Below are 17,890 nucleotides of genomic sequence, written 5' to 3' on the forward strand. Positions count from 1 at the left end.
AGTACCCCATCAGCCACCGCCCTTCCTAGAATAAAAAGTAACGCTGAGCCATCGGCAGCGAATCCGCCGGCTCGCAGGTCACAAGCTCGCCATCCACGGTTACCTTATAGGTCTCGGGATCAACCTTTATCGTCGGCGTTGCGTCATTATGGATCATGTCCTTCTTCGTAACCGACCGGCAGCCCTTCACCGGCTCGATCCGTTTCTGAAGTCCAAGCTGCCGATCAATGCCGTTGTCAAACGCCGCCTGCGAGACAAACGTAATGGAGCTGCCGTAAACAGCCTTGCCAAAGGAAGCAAACATCGGCCGGCCGAACACCGGCTGAGGGGTTGGAATGGAGGCATTCGGATCGCCCATTTGCGCGTAGGCAATGCTTCCGCCCTTCAGTACCAAATCCGGCTTTACGCCAAAAAACATCGGCTGCCAGAGCACCAGATCCGCGAATTTCCCCACCTCGACAGAGCCTACCAAATGCGAAATGCCATGCGTGATGGCCGGATTGATCGTATACTTCGCCACGTAACGCTTTATGCGGAAATTATCGCTTTCCGTATCGGGAGACAACGGCCCGCGCTGCCGCTTCATTTTATCCGCCGTTTGCCATGTCCGTATAATGACCTCTCCAACTCTCCCCATAGCTTGGGAATCCGAGCTGATCATGCTGAAAACGCCAATATCATGAAGGATATCTTCCGCCGCTATGGTCTCCGGTCTGATCCTGGAATCCGCAAAGGCCACATCCTCCGGAATGCGACTGTCCAAATGGTGGCAGACCATCAGCATATCCAAATGTTCTTCAATCGTATTAATCGTAAAAGGCCTTGTCGGGTTGGTGGAGGAAGGGAGTACGTTCAATTCCCCAGCCGCTACGATAATATCCGGCGCATGGCCGCCGCCCGCGCCTTCCGTGTGGTAGGTATGAATCGTGCGGCCGCCAATCGCTCTCAGCGTATCCTCCACAAATCCCGCTTCATTCAACGTATCCGTATGAATGGCCACCTGAATATCGTAGCGGTCGGCAGCCTTCAGGCATGCGTCGATCGCCGCGGGAGTGGTTCCCCAGTCTTCGTGAAGCTTCAGCCCAATGGCTCCCGCCTCAATCTGTTCAATTAAAGGAGCCGTAAACGAAGCATTTCCTTTGCCCGTAAAGCCCAGGTTCATCGGAAAATGCTCCGCCGCTTCCAGCATTCTGCGCATATGCCAGGCACCCGGGGTAACGGTTGTCGCATTGGTTCCCGTTGCCGGCCCGGTACCGCCGCCAATCATCGTAGTAACCCCGGAGGAAAGCGCCGTCTCGATCTGCTGGGGACAAATGAAATGAATATGCGCATCCACGCCGCCGGCCGTAACCATCTTCCCTTCGCCCGCAATAATTTCCGTGCTTGCCCCTGCGATCATGCCCGGCGTAACCCCGTCCATAATGTCCGGATTGCCTGCTTTGCCAATCCCGACGATAAAGCCGTCTTTAATCCCGATATCCGCCTTCACAATCCCCCAATGATCGATAATAACAGCGTTTGTTATTAGAGTATCCAGCACGCCTTCATCCCTTAGAGCGCCGCTTGATTGCCCCATGCCGTCACGGATGACCTTACCGCCGCCAAATTTGCACTCGTCGCCGTAAACGGTATAATCCTTCTCGATCTCAGCCCATAGCTCGGTATCCGCCAGCCTTACCGCATCTCCTGTCGTTGGGCCGAACATGGCCGCGTATCTATGCCTGTCAATGACGCTCATCCGCCTTCTCCTTCCCATGCGTTAAGACGCGCCCGGACTTCCTCCGGCAGCTTGCCCGCCTCCGCCTTCCCTTGGGATAGTCCGTTTAACCCGTAGGACAGCTTGGAACCGCCAAGCTCAACCAGCGTGACCGGCTTTTCCTCCCCCGGCTCGAACCGGATCGCCGTTCCGGCGGGAATATGAAGACGCATGCCAAAAGCCGCTTCGCGGTCAAACGATAATGCCCGGTTTACTTCAAAAAAATGAAAATGCGAGCCTACCTGAACGGGGCGGTCGCCTGTATTCGCAACGATCGCTTTTACTGTCCGGCGTCCGGCATTAAGCACGATGGAACCGGGCGTAACCCGGTATTCTCCCGGTATCACTTAAGCATTCCTCCTTGGCACCGTCAGACTAGCCGGAGATGGGGTGGTGGACCGTCACAAGCTTTGTTCCGTCCGGGAAGGTAGCCTCTACCTGAACCTCATGGATCATTTCCGGAATCCCGCTCATGACATCTTCACGCCTCAACACCTTGGTTCCGTATTCCATTAGCTCCGCTACGGTCTTGCCGTCACGGGCGCCCTCCATAATCTCGGAGGTAATGAGCGCTACGCTTTCCGGATAATTCAGCTTAACTCCCCGGTTCAACCGTCTTCTGGCCAAATCTGCTGCTATGGTAATAAGAAGCTTCTCCTTCTCGCGTTCCGTCAGTTGCATGCTTACCACCTCTCCCAAATGTATTAGTTTCATTATAGACAGCCGCCTGTTTGAAGTAAATGGAATTATGTTAGGTAATATGACATATTAATGATCGTCACCAATGAATAAACTCCTTTTAATTCGACATATCTCACCTTTACATGACATATCCACGTCGTATCCATGGTTTTTTTGTCAAAAATAAAAAGAACCCGCAGGTTACGCGCTTTATGTAAGCACGTCCCTGCGGGTTCTCGTCGCAAATATTTGAACTATTTCTTCGCTACATATTTACGGATATCGAATGCTACGGCAACCACGATGATTGCACCCTTGATGATCAGCTGCCAGTAAGGGCTCACGCCGATGTAAGTCAGACCGTAGTTGATTACCGTAAAGATCAATACGCCCGCGATAACGCCTTTCACCCGGCCAACGCCGCCTGTCGTGGACACGCCGCCGACTACGCAGGCTGCGATCGCGTCAAGCTCGTACATGTTACCGTAGTTGTTTGTCGCGCCGCCCGTACGCGCTGCCTCAAGAACGCCGGCAAGGCCGTACAGAGCGCCTGCGATACCGTAAATCCACATGAGGCATTTGGCTACATTAATACCGGATACGTGAGCGGCTTGAATGTTGCCGCCGATCGCGTACATGTTTTTGCCAAGCGTTGTTTTGTTGAAGACAACCCATACGATAAACGCGACAAAGATCGCGATCAATACGATGTAAGGCAGAGACCAGTCACCGCTGCCGATGGAACCCGTGCCAAGATCGGAGAAATCTTTGCGAAGACCGCCGATTGGCTGCGATTGGTTAGGAGGCATATCGAAGTACAGGGAGTTCGCGCCGTATACGGCAACCATGGTACCCAGCGTTGCGATAAACGGCGGAACATTAAACTTCGAAACGATAATGCCGTTGATCAAGCCGACAATGAGACCTACAACGACCGCGATTAGGATCGGAAGAATCAATGGCAGATGCGGCAGGTTCGGGAAAAACTTGTTCGCGTAATCCGCGCTTTGCAGCATCGATGCGGATACAACCGCCGTCAAGCCTACCACGCGGCCGGCCGACAAGTCCGTTCCGGCCGTAATCAGGATAAACGCAGCGCCTAGCGCGATGATTAGACGCGTCGACGATTGAACGAGCATATCCCGGAATGTCGTAACGGACAAGAAATTCGTGTCCATGATGGTTATCGCAGCGATAAGAAGAATCAGAACGATCCAGATCGCGTTTTGTGAAAACATACTTCTAGCTCTTGAACCTTTTGTAGCTTCCATGAGTGTTAATCCTCCTTCAAATCCTCATCATTAGCCCGTCTGAGCGGCCAGCCTCATAATGCTTTGTTCTGTCGCGTCTTTGCCGTCGAGGATACCCGTTGCGCGGCCCTCCGACATAACCATAATCCGGTCCGACATACCAATAAGCTCCGGCATTTCAGACGAAATCATAATGATGCTCTTCCCTTGCTTCGCAAGATCGATAATGATCTGGTAAATCTCGTATTTGGCGCCGATATCGATGCCGCGTGTCGGCTCGTCCAGCAGCAGAATGTCCGGATCCGTCAACAGCCAGCGGGCGAGAAGCACCTTCTGCTGGTTACCGCCCGACAGGTTGCGGATCAGCTGGTTGACCGAAGGCGTTTTGGTTCTGAACTTCTCGACGCCTTTTTTCGCTTCAACGCGCATTTTCGATTCGTTCAAGAGGCCAAACGGCCCTTTGTACAAACCAAGGTTGGCGATCGCCGTATTCTCGGTAATGTTGAGCACCGGGAAAATACCGGTTACGCGTCGTTCCTCCGTCAATAGCGCAATCTTATGCTTTTTCGCATCGATCGGTGATTTGATCGTAATTTGCTTGCCGTCTTTGTAGATCGCGCCGGATTTCACGGAACGAAGTCCGAACAAAGCTTCGATCAATTCCGTACGCTGAGCGCCGACAAGGCCGCCAACACCAAGAATTTCGCCTTTGCGAAGCTCGAAGCTTACGTCTTTGAAGGATTTTGGATTAATGGACGTCAGGCCTTCGACCTTCATCATCACTTCCCCAGGTACGTTTGTACGCTCAGGGAAACGTTCGGACAAATCGCGGCCGACCATCCGCTGAATGATCATGTCGATCGTCAGCTCCTTGGATTCCCAAGTGCCGATATATTTGCCGTCGCGCATAATCGTTACGTCATCCGAGATCCGCAAGATCTCTTCCATTTTGTGGGAAATATAAATAATGGCTACGCCGCGTGCACGCAGCTTGTTAATTATCGCGAACAATTGCTCAACCTCGTTGCCCGTCAAGGAAGAAGTAGGCTCGTCCATGACGATGACTCTCGAGTTGAACGACACGGCTTTCGCAATTTCGAGCGATTGAATTTTGGACACCGACAATTCGCCGACAAGCTGGTTCGGATCAATGTCCATGTTCAAATCTTCAAACAAGGCGACTGTGTCTTTGTACATCTTTTTATGGTCAATAAACCGCAGCGGACGAACGCCCGTCATCGGAAATCTGCCAAGCCAAATGTTCTCCATCACGCTGCGCTGAGGCACCGGATGAAGCTCCTGGTGAATCATGGATACGCCGCTGTTCAGGGCGTCCTTCGAGCTTTTAATGTCTGCCTTTTGTCCATCGAGGAAAATCTCGCCCGCGTCCGGATGATAAATCCCGAACAAGCATTTCATTAGTGTTGATTTGCCCGCGCCGTTCTCGCCCATCAAGGCGTGAACCGTACCCGGCCGAACCTTCAGCGTTACGTTGTCAAGCGCTTTAACGCCAGGGAACGTCTTCGTAATATTGTTCATCTCAAGCAAATAAGGATGCTGCTCTGCCATTAATATAGCCTCCTTTAATCCGGCTCCCATCCAAGAAGCAAGGTACAAAAAAAACAGGGGGCGACGGAAGTGCGGTTGTCGCTCCCTGTTTTGTTTCGTTATTTTTATTTTTCTGATGCGGTGTTCGTGTCTATGCGATTACTTCGCGGACTCTTGCGTTACCTTTTGGTAAGGGATCCAAACGTACTTGCCGTCCGTGATGTCGTAGCCCGTGTTTTCTTTCGTAGGCGTTTCGCCTGCTGCCAGAACCTTCATCAGCATAACGGTTGCTTTGCCTTGGTTTTCGGCATCGTTCAGAACCGTACCAAGCATCGTGCCGTCTTTCAGAGCTTGCATGGCAGGGTCCGTTGCGTCAACGCCTACAACCGGCATTTTCTTGTCGCCTTTGAAGTAGCCAGCCGCTTTCAGAGCCTCGATTGCGCCAAGAGCCATGTCATCGTTGTTTGCGATAACCGCTTCGATCTTGTCGCCATGGGAACCAAGGAAGGCTGCCATTTTCTCTTGGCCTTTAACGCGGTCCCACATTGCTGTATCTTCCGCCAGCTTTTGAACCTTGATGCCAGCGTCTTCGATAGCTTGTACGGAGAACTTCGTGCGAAGCTCGGCATCTTGGTGGCCCGGCTCGCCTTTCAGCATAACGTACTGCAGAACGCCGTCGCCGTTTTTGTCGGCTTCAGGATGCGATTTCCAGTAGTCGGCAATGATTTCGCCTTCCATTGTGCCGGACTCTTCCGCTTTCGCGCCTACGAAGAACGCTTTGTCCCATTTCGCCAGATCGTCTGCCAGCGGCTCGCGGTTGATGAATACGACCGGAATGTCGGCTTTTTGCGCTTTGTCGATGATAACGCCAGCTGCCGTACGGTCAACCGGGTTAATCGCCATTGCTTTTACTTTTTTCGTGATGAACAAGTCAACTTTATCGTTCTGAGTCGGCTGGGAATTCTGGCTGTCAACGATATCGACCTTCACGTTGCCTTCAGCCGCTTTGCTGATCGCGTTGCGCACGCCGCTCATAAATGTGTCGTCAAATTTGTAAATCGCCACACCCGTTTTAGGAAGGCTTCCGCCGCCGGAACCGCCGTTATTCGAGTTCGAGCAACCTGCTGCCGTAAGTGCCATTGCTCCCGCAACGAGAGCCACTGTCCATTTTTTCATCTCTGTAATACCCCCCGAGTGAATTAAGTAATGCGAGCTTGCCGTATTGTTTGCTTGCTGCATCCTTATTATGTCGAAATTTGAAATGGATTCGAATCTAATATTCTCATCTTTTTTATTAATATTCTCATCAGTTTCTAATCATTGCACGACAGGGAACAACAGCTTCTGGTTGTCCTTCCAGAACATGTTTTTCTTGTCGATCAGCTTGTTTCGAATCTCGACACGGGATGGGACTTTATGACCAAGGGCGGCTTCCATTGCATATTTCATGCCGAGATACCCCATACTGAAAGGATTTTGTACGATAAGCTTCTGAAGCTGATTCTCCTGCAGCAGCTCCAGCAGCTCCGGCGAGCTGTCAAAGCCGATAAGCTTGATCCGGTCGGCTGCCTGCTCGTTCCTCAGCTCCTTCGCCGCGCCAATCGAGGCTTCCGTATTTAGCGCAATGATGCCGTCCAGCTGACGCTTATGCAGCTCCACTGCTACGGCGTTGCTGCAAACGTCATGATCGCCGCTGCATGGCACCTGGTCGACAATGCGGATATTCGGATATCTGGCGGCAGCATCAATAATCCCCTGGGCTCTAAGCCTGCCGTTAATCCCTCCTGCCGCATGGGAGACTATGGCGATTTCGCCTTGCCTTCCGAGCTGTTCGGCCAATTCGCGGAGTGCTTCCCCGCCCGCCTCGTAGTTGTCCATGCCGATATACGATCTCGTCTTCCCCGAAGTGAGCACGCTGTCGATGGCAATAACCGGAATATGCCGTTCGGCCGCTTCTTTCAGGAATGGGGCAAACAGCTCGTCATCGCTGGCGGCAAGCACAATCGCATCCGGCTTTGCTGCAAGCGCCTGCCTTGCGGCCTGCATCTGCCCGTCAGCATCCGTCTCATCGTACGAAGCGGTCGTATACATCGTAATGCCGAATTCCTTGACCGCAGCTTGTGCGCCAAGCATGACATTTTCCCAGTAATCGCCCTCGCTTGACCGCAAAATAACTTGAATGGCGATATCGGAAGGCTTCTTCTTCCTCTCCAGAAATCCGGGGTTAAACGCCGAAATCAGGAGAGCCAGGGCAGAAACCGCTAGCAGTATGCCAACAATCATTCTTTGTCTCCGGCTCATTCCCCCTGCTCCCTCCCTTCCGCCTGCTTCAATTCCATCGCCGGGAAACGAATCGTAACGGTCGTCCCTTCCTCAAGCTCGCTTTCGAACCGCAGGCCATACGTCGGTCCGTAAAACAAACGGATCCGCTCCTGCACGTTCATCACGCCCACTCCCGAGCCCTTGGAGCTGGTCACTTGACCGTCGTTCACCTGCTTCAGCCGCTCCTCGCTCATGCCAAGACCGTTGTCCCTTACTTCAATCACGATATCCCGGCCGTCCAGCTTAGCGTTAATCCGAATATGACCTTTATCAACCGAAGGCTCGATACCGTGGACAAGAGCGTTCTCAATGAGGGGCTGAACGATTAGCTTCAGAGTGGCGTAAGTCAAGACTTCCTCATCCGCCTCAATCGAAAAATCGAACTTGTTCTTAAACCTCATCTGCTGAATAACGAGGTAGTTCCGGGCATGCTCAAGCTCATCGGCTATCGTAATGACGCTTTTCCCTTTGCCAAGACTAATTCTGAAGAGCCTCGATAAGGAGGTAATCATCGTGGTCACTTCCTCGTTCTTGTTCATCCCGACCATGCGCACAACCGAATTCAGGGTATTGTATAGAAAATGCGGGTTAATCTGGGCCTGCAAAGCCTCAAGCTCATAGGTACGTTTGCTCTCCTGCTCGGTGACGATCTGCTTCATCAGCTTCTTGATCGTGCCGATCATAATGTTAAACCGGTCAGCCAGCTGCCGGACCTCGAGCGGTCCTTCTCCTATGGCCGTCTGCTCGAAATGGCCATGCTCCACATTTTTCATGGACAGCTCCAGCTGCTTGATGGGCTTTGATATCCGCCGCGAGACGATGCTCGACAGCAGCACAACAATAAAAATTAAAGCAAGAAGAAGCTGAAACATGGATCTGTTCAGCTCCGAAATGGAGGTCATGGCTTCATTCCTGTAGGATACGCCTACAACCTTCCAGCCTACGTTGCCGATCGTCTGAACGCTGATGATTTTGGGAGCGCTGGACGTTTTGTCGATATAGCTGCCATACGTATGTTTGAGTGCAAGCTCAACGTTCTCGTTTTTTAGCCCCGCGTAAATAAGCTGCAGCTGGGGGTGGTAAACAATGTTGCCGGCCGACTCGTCCAGAATGTAAACATAGCCCTTCTCGCCTAGACTAACCCTGTCGGAAAGCTCGTCAATCGTGTTGAAGTTAACGTCCAGCAGCAGAACGCCTTGGATGGGCTTGCCGTTATGGATAATCGTAATACTCTTGCTGAGCGAAACGACCCATCTGAACTGCTCCTTGTACAGGTTCTGCACATGCGGCAGCGAGATGGATAGATGGCCCGGCGTATCCAGCGCGCTTTGGAACCAGCTTTCGCTTGTTACATCAAGCGCCTTCTTCATCTCGACGGCCGGAAGATCCATAACAAGCTGTCCCTTATCATCAAACAGGGCTAGCGAGACCGTATCCGCGCGGGTAGACATCATTGTCGCCAGCTGCCGGTGCAGACTCTCCGAGTCCACGTCGCCGCTCTGCGTGATGGTATGGTACATCATGTTGAACAGGTCGGACGTTGCCTGCACGTTATTTTCCAGACTGTAGCTGACCTGATCGACAATCTGCTGCGAATTGCGGAAGGCGTTCTCCTCCGCCGTAGCGGCAAACCGGCTGTACAGCACCGTGCTGACGACGATAATAATAAAGACCGAGAATAAGATGAGGGAGACGGACAAAATGTATTGGATGCTTTTGCTGCTCCCGCTCTTCATCTGGAAGACTCCGTTAAGCCGCTTCGGTATTCCTTGGCGGATACTCCAGCGTATTTCTTGAAGCAAAGACTGAAATAGTTCGGGTCGGCGAAGCCAACCTTCTCCGCAATCTCGAAGGTCTTCAGATCGGTCGTTCTCAGGTATTCCTTCGCCGCTTCCATGCGAAGCTGCAGGAGGTAAGCGCCGTAGGTCATCTTCACTTCCTTCTTGAACAAGCTGCTGAAATAGCCCGTGCTAATATGAAGATGAGTGCAGACGACGTTTATCGAGAGCTCGCGGTCGTTGAAATGGCTTTTCGTAAATTGAATCGCTTCCTCTACGATATGCTTATACGAATGCTGCCTGCGGCTTGCAATCCGGCTGCGCACCTTGCCGCACAGCTCCGTGAACCAGGCTTTTGTCTCGTTCAGCGTATTCAGCTTCTGGTATTGATCCAATATGCCAACCGCAAAGATAGGGTCCTTGTCCGTACCGTCGTCGATCATTTTGGAAAGCTTGATAATAGCCGTTACCATTTCCAGCAGATAATGCTCGAAGTTATGCACCGGCACCGGCGCTTGCACGCGCGCGAGATCGTCAAAGAGCTCATCGATGACATCGGTCAGCTCCTGCTCAGTCCCCACCTTGATGGACCGGACGAGATTCTGCTCCTTCCACTCGTCAAAGATCAGCCTCTCCTGCACGCGTTCTTCCATATCGTCGATGCAAATAATTTGGTTGATTCCGAGAATTCTGCGGTAATCGAGCGCCACCTCCGCCGCTTCATACGAATACTTCAAGCCGCGGATATCCCGGGTAAACCTCCCGACTCCAATCATGACGGGAAGCTTCAGGAATCTTTCAATGCTCTGCAAAATTTCTTTCAACGCGTCCTGGGTAGCCTCCATTACTTCTTCGTCCTGGCCCCCTGTGCTAACCGTAAACAGGACAACCTGGTCCTGGTGAATAAACACTCTGCCCAGTTTGTGTCTGGACCAGATCTCGCTTGCGATGTTCGTAATGGAAAACAGCTTCAGATCAAGATCCTTGATCGAGGAGACCGCATGAAGAGGGTCAAGCTCCTCTTCCGGCTTGTCCGAATGGAGTACGGAGATTACCGAGACCACATAACCTTCGCCCTCCAGCTCCATGCCGTATTTATCCGCTTTTTCCCGGATGCTTGCCAGCGACTGATGCCTCGTTATTAAGGAAGACAGGAACTTTTCGCGGACGATCGGCAGCGTCATGCGGTAATGCTCCTGCAAGAGCTCGACGTTGTTGCGCATCTCCCTCTCTTCATCCATCCGGCGCTTCACTTGAAGCACCGTTTCCGTCAACTGGCTCCCCGAGAACGGCTTAAGCACGTAAGCCTCCACCTGCAGATTAATGGCCTGCTTGGCATATTCAAATTCGTCATGCCCGGTCAGAATGACGACACGGGTAATGGGATACATTTTTTTTACCCAATCGGCAAGCTCGAGGCCGTTCATATAGGGCATGCTAATATCGGTAATGAGCACATCCGGCTCCATTTTTTCAACAAGCTCCGTCGCTTCTTTCCCGTTCCCGGCGGTCTTCACCTCAGAGAAGCCGCAGCTCTCCCAGTCAATCTCCATCATGAGGCCTTCCGTTACTTCCGGTTCGTCATCAACAAGCAGAAGTTTATACATGACGTCTGTTTCCTCCTTCATCAAACCAGTACTCATTTTGCCACAAATAAAAAGACGATAACATTAAATTTATCGAAAATTGTAGGCAGTAAAAGCGTAATGACCATAATAAGCCTAATTTGCTCTGTTTTACAAGCATTTACGACCATTCACGGCTTCTGCTCTTGTAGCCAATGTTTGTCCGATATGATAAACTCAAAGGTATGACATTACATGGGAGGGACTAGCATGGCGCCTAAGAAAATGAGATCAGACATGATCAAAAAAGGATTTGACCGCGCACCTCACCGCAGTCTTCTGCGGGCAGCAGGCGTAAAAGAAGAAGATTTCGGCAAACCGTTTATCGCGGTTTGTAACTCCTATATCGATATCATTCCGGGTCATGTCCATTTGCAGGAGTTCGGCAAACTGGTTAAAGAAGCAATTCGCGAAGCGGGCGGCGTGCCGTTCGAATTCAATACAATCGGCGTAGACGACGGAATCGCGATGGGTCACATCGGGATGCGTTATTCCCTTGCTAGCCGCGAGATTATTGCGGACTCCATAGAAACAGTAGTTAACGCGCACTGGTTCGACGGTATGGTCTGCATTCCTAACTGCGACAAAATTACGCCTGGCATGATGATGGGTGCCCTTCGTGTTAACATCCCAACCATGCTCGTAAGCGGCGGACCAATGAAAGCCGGCAGAACATCCGACGGCCGTGCAATCTCCCTGACTAGCGTATTTGAAGGCGTAGGCCAATATATCGCTGGCACAATTGATGAAGTAGGTCTTACTGAATTGGAACAATTCGGTTGTCCGACTTGCGGATCTTGCTCCGGCATGTTTACTGCAAACTCGATGAACTGTCTGGCAGAAGGTCTTGGCCTTGCAATGCCAGGTAACGGTACGATCCTTGCTGTATCGCCCGAGCGTAAAGAGTTCGTTAAAGAATCGGCTCGCCAGCTGATGAAACTGATCGAACTTGGCATCAAACCACGTGATATCGTGACAAAAGAAACAATCGACAACGCATTTGCTCTTGATATGGCTTTGGGCGGTTCTACAAATACCGTTCTTCATACGCTTGCTATTGCGCATGAAGCCGGTATCGAGTATCCAATCGAACGCATTAACGAAATTGCAGAACGCGTTCCGCATCTTGCTAAAATTGCTCCAGCATCCGATTACCACATCGAAGATGTTCATGTTGCAGGCGGCGTAAGCGCCGTTCTTAATGAGCTGCTCAAAAAAGATGGCGCATTGGATGGTTCACGTATAACTGTTACTGGTAAAACCCTTCGGGAGAATGTTGAAGGCTGTGAAATCCTAGATACAGATGTTCTCCGCACGATCGATAACCCGCATAGCGAACGCGGCGGCTTGGCTGTATTGTTCGGCAACCTGGCTCCAGGCGGCTCGATCGTTAAAGTCGGCGCTATTGACAAATCGGTTGGCGGCTACCATAAAGGTCCAGCGATCTGCTTCGACTCCCAAGACGATGCACTTGCCGGCATCGCCGGCGGCAAAGTGAAAGAAGGTCATGTAGTCGTTATCCGCTACGAAGGTCCTAAAGGCGGTCCTGGCATGCCAGAGATGCTTGCTCCAACTTCGCAAATCGTCGGCATGGGTCTTGGCACTAAAGTCGGCCTGATCACCGACGGTCGTTTCTCCGGCGCATCCCGCGGCATCAGCATCGGCCACGTATCTCCGGAAGCGGCAGAAGGCGGTCCGATCGCCTTCGTTCAAGACGGCGACATCATTGAACTTGATATGAACAACCGTGGAATTAACCTTCTCATCAGCGACGAAGAGATGGAAAAACGCCGTGCCGCATGGCCTGGCTTCGAACCGAAAATCAAACGCGGCTACCTGGCTCGCTACTCGCACCTTGTTACGAATGCTAGTACGGGCGGCGTAATGAAGATGTAGTTCGCAGAAATTGTGGAGCAGCTCCTTTGGGGGCTGCTTTTCTTATTTTTTGGTTTGTTTTGTAGCGCCACAGCACTCCGCAGACGTATATCTCTTCCGATCGCTGTTGGTTCCGGATTCCTCTGATTCAACTTTTAGCAAAGTTGGAATCCGGTAACCAAAGGCGAACGCTCCGCTTCTCCAGAGATATACGTCTGCTCCGTTGGAGCAAACGGCAGCAGCAGAGGCGACGTCGCTGACTCCACATTCTGCTCCCTGGGGGAGAGTGTAATGTGCCTGATGACCCGGGCACAGGTGAATATCAGGCTGTTGCGCCTCCCTGTCGGAGAACCAACCCAATCCAACCACCCTAAACACTCAACGCCTCCTAACGGTAGTCGTTCCAGTAACATTTGCATCAGATCTTCTAGTTCATGCTATAGCTCTACAATAGCTGCGTTTGGGCTAGGTTAGGGTAGAAGAAAAAGGGACAAAAAAGCCAGGCAGTCATTGACTGCCCGGCTTCTGTTAAATAACTGATGGGTTGCTGTCCAGTTCGGAAGCATCCGAATTTTCTGGGGAAGGAGCCGATTTTGCGGCGGCCACTTCTTGATGAAGCTTTACTGGTTTGGTCGAGGAGGCATGCGCACCGTTTACGGCGAACATAAGAAGCTGCTCCAGCGGCATCAACAGCATATGGGGCTTGATGGAATCCCGCTTTGCTTTGCCTCTTGCATTGCGCTGCTTATTGGTAAGAACGCTTGTAAGAATTTTCAAGTATATCCGGGTTGACCGCGCGAACATGCCTTCCGGAAGCGGCTCCACCTGGAAGCCTAACCGGTCCGCGCCGCGATGGATCATGGTCACGCCATAGACCGCTCGCACGCCTTCGACCTCAGGGTCCTTAGCGAGCGTTCTCGCCAAAACCGGCAATGCCTGTTCCATTTCCCGGAGCAGCCGAATTCCCGTCGCTAACGGAGAACCCGACTGCAAAGCAATCGAAGAAAGCATTTTGTTGTCGAAATGCAGCTCGACAATCTTGTCGCCGTTCTTCAAGAAGCCGTTATCCGCCAGCTTAATGGGCTCACCATGATATTTGATAACTCGGTAATGAAAGGCCGAGTCTGCTCCCCCGACGTTTTTCAGCCGGAAAACAACGTGGTACAGCTTCTCGTAGAGCAGCCATGCTCCAACCAGCGCGTTCTTCAACACAGACCGTTTCGGCGTTCTCTCTGTCAATTTCATCATCTCCGCTATGCCGACAAACCGAAAGCCACGCTTCGTCGCTTCTTCCATGTAAGCTTCAAGAGCAATCAGCATATTGACCGGTGCTGTTGGATCCGCTCCCGGCGTGCGTCCGCAGTCGTGCAGCAGCAATACTTCTCCGGGATGCATCTTTTTCATCATTTTTTGCTTAAGTCGCTCTGCGCCAAGCTTAACGTTCCAATCGCCAAAAATGGCCGACCACAAAATGATTTGCATTTTATGGCGGTTCATGAAATCGAATACGTTAACGATCCCCCAAGGCGGCCGATAAAAAGCGGAACGGATTCCTATGGCCTCCCGTATTACGTCTGAGGTACGATCGATCTGGGCGCGAACGGTCTTTGGCCTCATAAACCAGTTGGTTTTATGAACATAATTATGAATACCGACGACATGACCTTCCTCTTGCATTCTCCGCAGAATTTCCGGATGCTTCTCTGCATGTGAGCCTACTACGAAAAACGTGGCTTTCGCCTTATAACGGGCAAGCAGATCAAGCAGCTGGGGCGTATATTCAGGATCCGGACCATCATCGAACGTTAAAGCGATCTCGCTTGTGACACGGCCTTTCTTGAATACACGAAATCCGAAAACACGGCTGATAAGCGCAGGGATAAAGGCATACAAGGACAAGAAGTAAAATGCCCAAAGCAGCAATTGTAACATTTTGTATTCCCCACCGTTTATGAAAGTTATAAACACGATACCTTTAATTGTACCATATGAGCATTAATTATAGGCATCGTTTTAAAAATTATAGTACAATCACAACAGGGATTTGATTCCTGTACGAGAGGAGATTATTGTATGCTTCCGTTTTACAAGAAATACTGGCGTACCGCATTCGACATAGCGCTTATTGCCCTTACGGTCTATCTGGTTATGTTCGCCTTCAGCTACCTTTACAAGATCGCAACGCCTATTTTCTTTGCCTTTGTGATTTACCTGTTCATCGAGCCGCTGGCTAGGTGGCTCAACAAGATCGGGATCAAAAAATCGATTGCTTCCGGCATATCGGTGCTCGTGTTCTCCCTAATTATTATCGGCATTTTTTCCGGACTAGCCTATATTATTACGAGCCAAGGCACCGACTTCATCAAGGTGAAACTGCCGCAATACCAACAGCTGTTCAAAGAACAGGTGCAGGACGATTCAAGCGTCTTCCAACAAAAGCTGAAAGCTCTGCCTCCCGAATGGGTGGAAAAAATTACCGAATACATAAACGGGGCAACGGAATATTTGCCGAAGCTGGCCAATATTATTTTCACCGGATTGATCGGATATATTTCCTCGTTCTCCACCTTTATATTCAACTTCGTTATCGGGATTATTCTGGCCTACTTCCTGAGCATCGAGATTAAAGTATGGAAGATAACCGCCAACAACAAGACGCCCAATACGTTCAAGAAAGCTTTCTTCTTCCTTAGAGAAAATGTATTTAAAGGTATTGGAGCTTATGTGAAGGCTCAGGCAAAAATGATGAGTATTACGTTCCTCGTTATTTTCGCGGCGCTGCTTGTTCTTAGAGTGGAGAATGCTTTCGCCATATCCTTTACGGCCGGGATCTTCGACGTATTGCCGCTTCTTGGCGTCAGTACGCTGTTTATCCCTTGGATCATTTATTTGTTCCTGGTTGGTCAAACCTCGCTTGCCGTATGGCTGTCGGTATTGTTAGTTGCCGTTGTGCTGACTCGCCATATCGTGGAGCCTAAAATCACGGGCGATACGCTTGGCGTATCCGCCTTCACGATGCTGTCGTGCATGATCGTATCGCTGCATTTGTTCGGCGTTGCAGGCGTTATCCTGTCGCCAATCATTATTATTCTGATCAAGGCGCTGTACGAGCAAGGCTTCTTCCACCGCTGGATCCGCACGCCGCAGGGCGAATATGACGTCAATCCGTTCCCGGCAGCTGCCGAGGAGGAAATCGATAGCAATCAACGTTCAACGGGAGTATAAAGCGAGAATATCCATTACGCCGCGAAAAAGCGCCGTCGCCTGGTTGCTGCTGCCCGGCGGACGATTCTCCGCCAGCACCGCAACCGCATAACGGGGCTTCCGGGCCGGACCGTATCCCGTGAACCATTGGTTCACGCGGGGCGCTCCGGCCTTTGTTATTTCCGCGGTACCGGATTTGCCGGCTACCGCCCACGCACCCTCCCGGATCGACCGCCCTGTCCCATGGTCGACAACCATCTCCATGCCGCGAAGCAGCTTGCGCGCGGTGGCCGGGCGAATTCGGCCGTCCTCTGCCGGAGCGCTCTTTGCGGGCATAGTAACCATCCGCTGTCCGTTGGCATAGCGGATTTCCCGGACGAGGCGCGGCTCCATTACGCGCCCGTGGTTTAGCAGCGTAACGACCAGATTCGCCGCCTGCAGCGGCGTCATCAATACATCACGCTGCCCAATGGCGGATTGCGCCATGACGCCGCCATCCGTCTTTACACTGGCCAAAGCCGGGAATAACCGCCCGGCTTCCTCTTCCCCAAGCAGCCGGAGCGGATGACGGAACGGACCAAAGGCCCGTTCCGAATGCCAGCCGGCTGGCTTCCCGATCCCAAGAGCAGCTGCCGTTCGCTGCAGCTGCTCCGCGCTTAACCGCTCGGCGATCGTCGCGAATACAATATTGCAGGACTGCGCGAGTCCCTCCTGCAGCGTGAGCGTGCCATGCCCGCCTTCTTTCCAGCAGGACAAGCCGTATTTGCCGTATTCCCCATTGCAAGTAAAACGCTCCTTCTCGTTTGTCACTCCCGCTTCCAGGGCAGCGGCCTCCGTAACCAGCTTAAAGATGGAGCCCGGAACAGCCGCTTGAATCGCATGATTGGCCCATTCCTTCTCATTGTCCAGCTGCAGCGGCTCCATCTGCGGCCGGGAGATCATTGCCACAATGTCTCCATTGTTCGCGTCCAGAACAACAACCGCCCCTTCCTTCAGCGGTATGGCATCGATATAAGCTTCAATCCTGTTCTGCAGCTCAAGGTCAAGCGTTGTCTGTACTTGAAGCGGATAATACGGATTTCCCGGTCCCGTAACCCGATAATTCAGCCCTAGCAGCGGCCCCTTGTTGCCGTCCGTAAAATAAGAGACGGATGTAGCGCCGGCGCCATGAAGCAGATCATCCAGCGACTTTTCAAGACCCGAACCGCCTATCAGCTCATTGATTTTCCGTTTACCCGACACTAGCTCCTTCGAATACGCCAATTCAAGATGCTCAGGATGCTGGCTGATATAGCCAATCGCCTGTTTGGCGGCAAATGCCGTTAAGTACCGGTTCCGGTAAGGCAATGCCCTTACTCCGTTCAAGTGAAGCTGAGTCAGCTTCTGAAGCTGCTTGTCCGATAAACGGTAAGGCAGCTTCTCCTTCCCTTTATGCCAGAAGGATGGCTCCCGCAGCTCCTGCCACCGGCTCACCAGCTCACTTTCCGTTACATTCAGAATCGCGGCTAGCTGCCGGGCATTCCGATGCCAGTTCTGTTCCGCTTCAGGATCTTCAAACTGCGTATTCACGGGAACGGGAAATAAGGCAAGCGTATAATACGTCTCCCCCGTAATGGATTTATTATTCCGGTCTACGAAATCTCCCCGGCCTGAATCCAGCACGAGATTCCGTTCACGCTGCATAACCGACATCCGCTTCCAGCTGGTTCGGCCCATGGCGGCAGCGGCGTTCTTATGCCCGTAGCCCGGGGTCAGTTGCAGCCAAGCAAGCCTAGCGATAAACCCGGACAAAATAAATACAAATAATAACCCGATTACGGCAATACGTCTTTTCATGTAAGGCGCCTCCAG

13 protein-coding genes are annotated in these 17,890 nt (G+C 51.8%); 2 read left to right on the forward strand and 11 right to left on the reverse strand.

Going from position 1 to position 17,890, the window contains the following annotated elements; all coding sequences use genetic code 11:
* Window positions 1-25: 25 nt before the first annotated feature.
* The 9 genes from ureC to FHT67_RS15760 all read right to left on the reverse strand — a co-directional run bounded on the left by ureC (window position 26) and on the right by FHT67_RS15760 (window position 10,942).
* Window positions 26-1,738, reverse strand: coding sequence for an urease subunit alpha (gene ureC, locus FHT67_RS15720; RefSeq protein WP_167199780.1), 1,713 nt, complete (start codon window positions 1,736-1,738; stop codon window positions 26-28).
* Window positions 1,735-2,103: an urease subunit beta gene (locus tag FHT67_RS15725; RefSeq protein ID WP_132307193.1), complete on the reverse strand. Its 369-nt coding sequence runs from the start codon at window positions 2,101-2,103 to the stop codon at window positions 1,735-1,737. Before FHT67_RS15725 ends, ureC begins: the two co-directional genes overlap by 4 nt.
* Before the next feature lie 28 nt (window positions 2,104-2,131).
* A complete protein-coding gene (locus FHT67_RS15730; RefSeq protein ID WP_167199783.1) occupies window positions 2,132-2,437 on the reverse strand; it encodes an urease subunit gamma in 306 nt (101 codons plus the stop codon).
* Between the two features lie 254 nt (window positions 2,438-2,691).
* Entirely contained in the window at window positions 2,692-3,708 is a 1,017-nt protein-coding gene (mglC, locus tag FHT67_RS15735) for a galactose/methyl galactoside ABC transporter permease MglC (protein ID WP_132307195.1), read from the reverse strand.
* Between the two features lie 30 nt (window positions 3,709-3,738).
* Entirely contained in the window at window positions 3,739-5,256 is a 1,518-nt protein-coding gene (locus tag FHT67_RS15740) for a sugar ABC transporter ATP-binding protein (RefSeq protein ID WP_132307196.1), read from the reverse strand.
* 138 nt (window positions 5,257-5,394) lie between these two features.
* On the reverse strand, window positions 5,395-6,411 hold the full coding sequence (locus FHT67_RS15745) for a galactose ABC transporter substrate-binding protein (protein WP_132307197.1): 1,017 nt from the start codon (window positions 6,409-6,411) through the stop codon (window positions 5,395-5,397).
* Between the two features lie 141 nt (window positions 6,412-6,552).
* Window positions 6,553-7,536 (reverse strand): substrate-binding domain-containing protein, encoded by a 984-nt coding sequence (locus tag FHT67_RS15750; RefSeq protein WP_167199785.1) that lies wholly within the window; start codon window positions 7,534-7,536, stop codon window positions 6,553-6,555.
* The gene (locus tag FHT67_RS15755) at window positions 7,533-9,293 is read right to left on the reverse strand and encodes a cache domain-containing sensor histidine kinase (RefSeq protein ID WP_167199787.1); all 1,761 of its coding nucleotides are present in this window, start codon (window positions 9,291-9,293) and stop codon (window positions 7,533-7,535) included. The genes FHT67_RS15750 and FHT67_RS15755 overlap by 4 nt, the downstream gene beginning before the upstream one ends.
* The gene (locus FHT67_RS15760; RefSeq protein WP_167199790.1) at window positions 9,290-10,942 is read right to left on the reverse strand and encodes a response regulator; all 1,653 of its coding nucleotides are present in this window, start codon (window positions 10,940-10,942) and stop codon (window positions 9,290-9,292) included. Before FHT67_RS15760 ends, FHT67_RS15755 begins: the two co-directional genes overlap by 4 nt.
* Before the next feature lie 243 nt (window positions 10,943-11,185).
* Here FHT67_RS15760 and ilvD point away from each other — a divergent pair, with 243 nt between their 5' ends.
* Complete coding sequence (gene ilvD, locus FHT67_RS15765) at window positions 11,186-12,856, forward strand: dihydroxy-acid dehydratase (protein ID WP_132307998.1); 1,671 nt, start codon at window positions 11,186-11,188, stop codon at window positions 12,854-12,856.
* A 507-nt stretch (window positions 12,857-13,363) separates the two neighbouring features.
* Here the strand turns inward: ilvD and FHT67_RS15770 are convergent.
* Complete coding sequence (locus FHT67_RS15770) at window positions 13,364-14,767, reverse strand: polysaccharide deacetylase family protein (RefSeq protein WP_167199792.1); 1,404 nt, start codon at window positions 14,765-14,767, stop codon at window positions 13,364-13,366.
* A 141-nt stretch (window positions 14,768-14,908) separates the two neighbouring features.
* On the opposite strand from FHT67_RS15770, the gene FHT67_RS15775 reads away from it, so the two are divergent.
* Window positions 14,909-16,060 carry an AI-2E family transporter gene (locus tag FHT67_RS15775; protein WP_132307202.1) on the forward strand — a complete coding sequence of 384 codons (1,152 nt, stop codon included), beginning with the start codon at window positions 14,909-14,911 and terminating at the stop codon, window positions 16,058-16,060.
* Here the strand turns inward: FHT67_RS15775 and FHT67_RS15780 are convergent.
* Entirely contained in the window at window positions 16,046-17,875 is a 1,830-nt protein-coding gene (locus FHT67_RS15780) for a peptidoglycan D,D-transpeptidase FtsI family protein (RefSeq protein WP_167199795.1), read from the reverse strand. The genes FHT67_RS15775 and FHT67_RS15780 overlap by 15 nt on opposite strands.
* Window positions 17,876-17,890: the final 15 nt, after the last annotated feature.

The organism is Paenibacillus sp. BK720, assembly GCF_011761545.1.
Taxonomy (GTDB): Bacteria; Bacillota; Bacilli; order Paenibacillales; family Paenibacillaceae; genus Pristimantibacillus.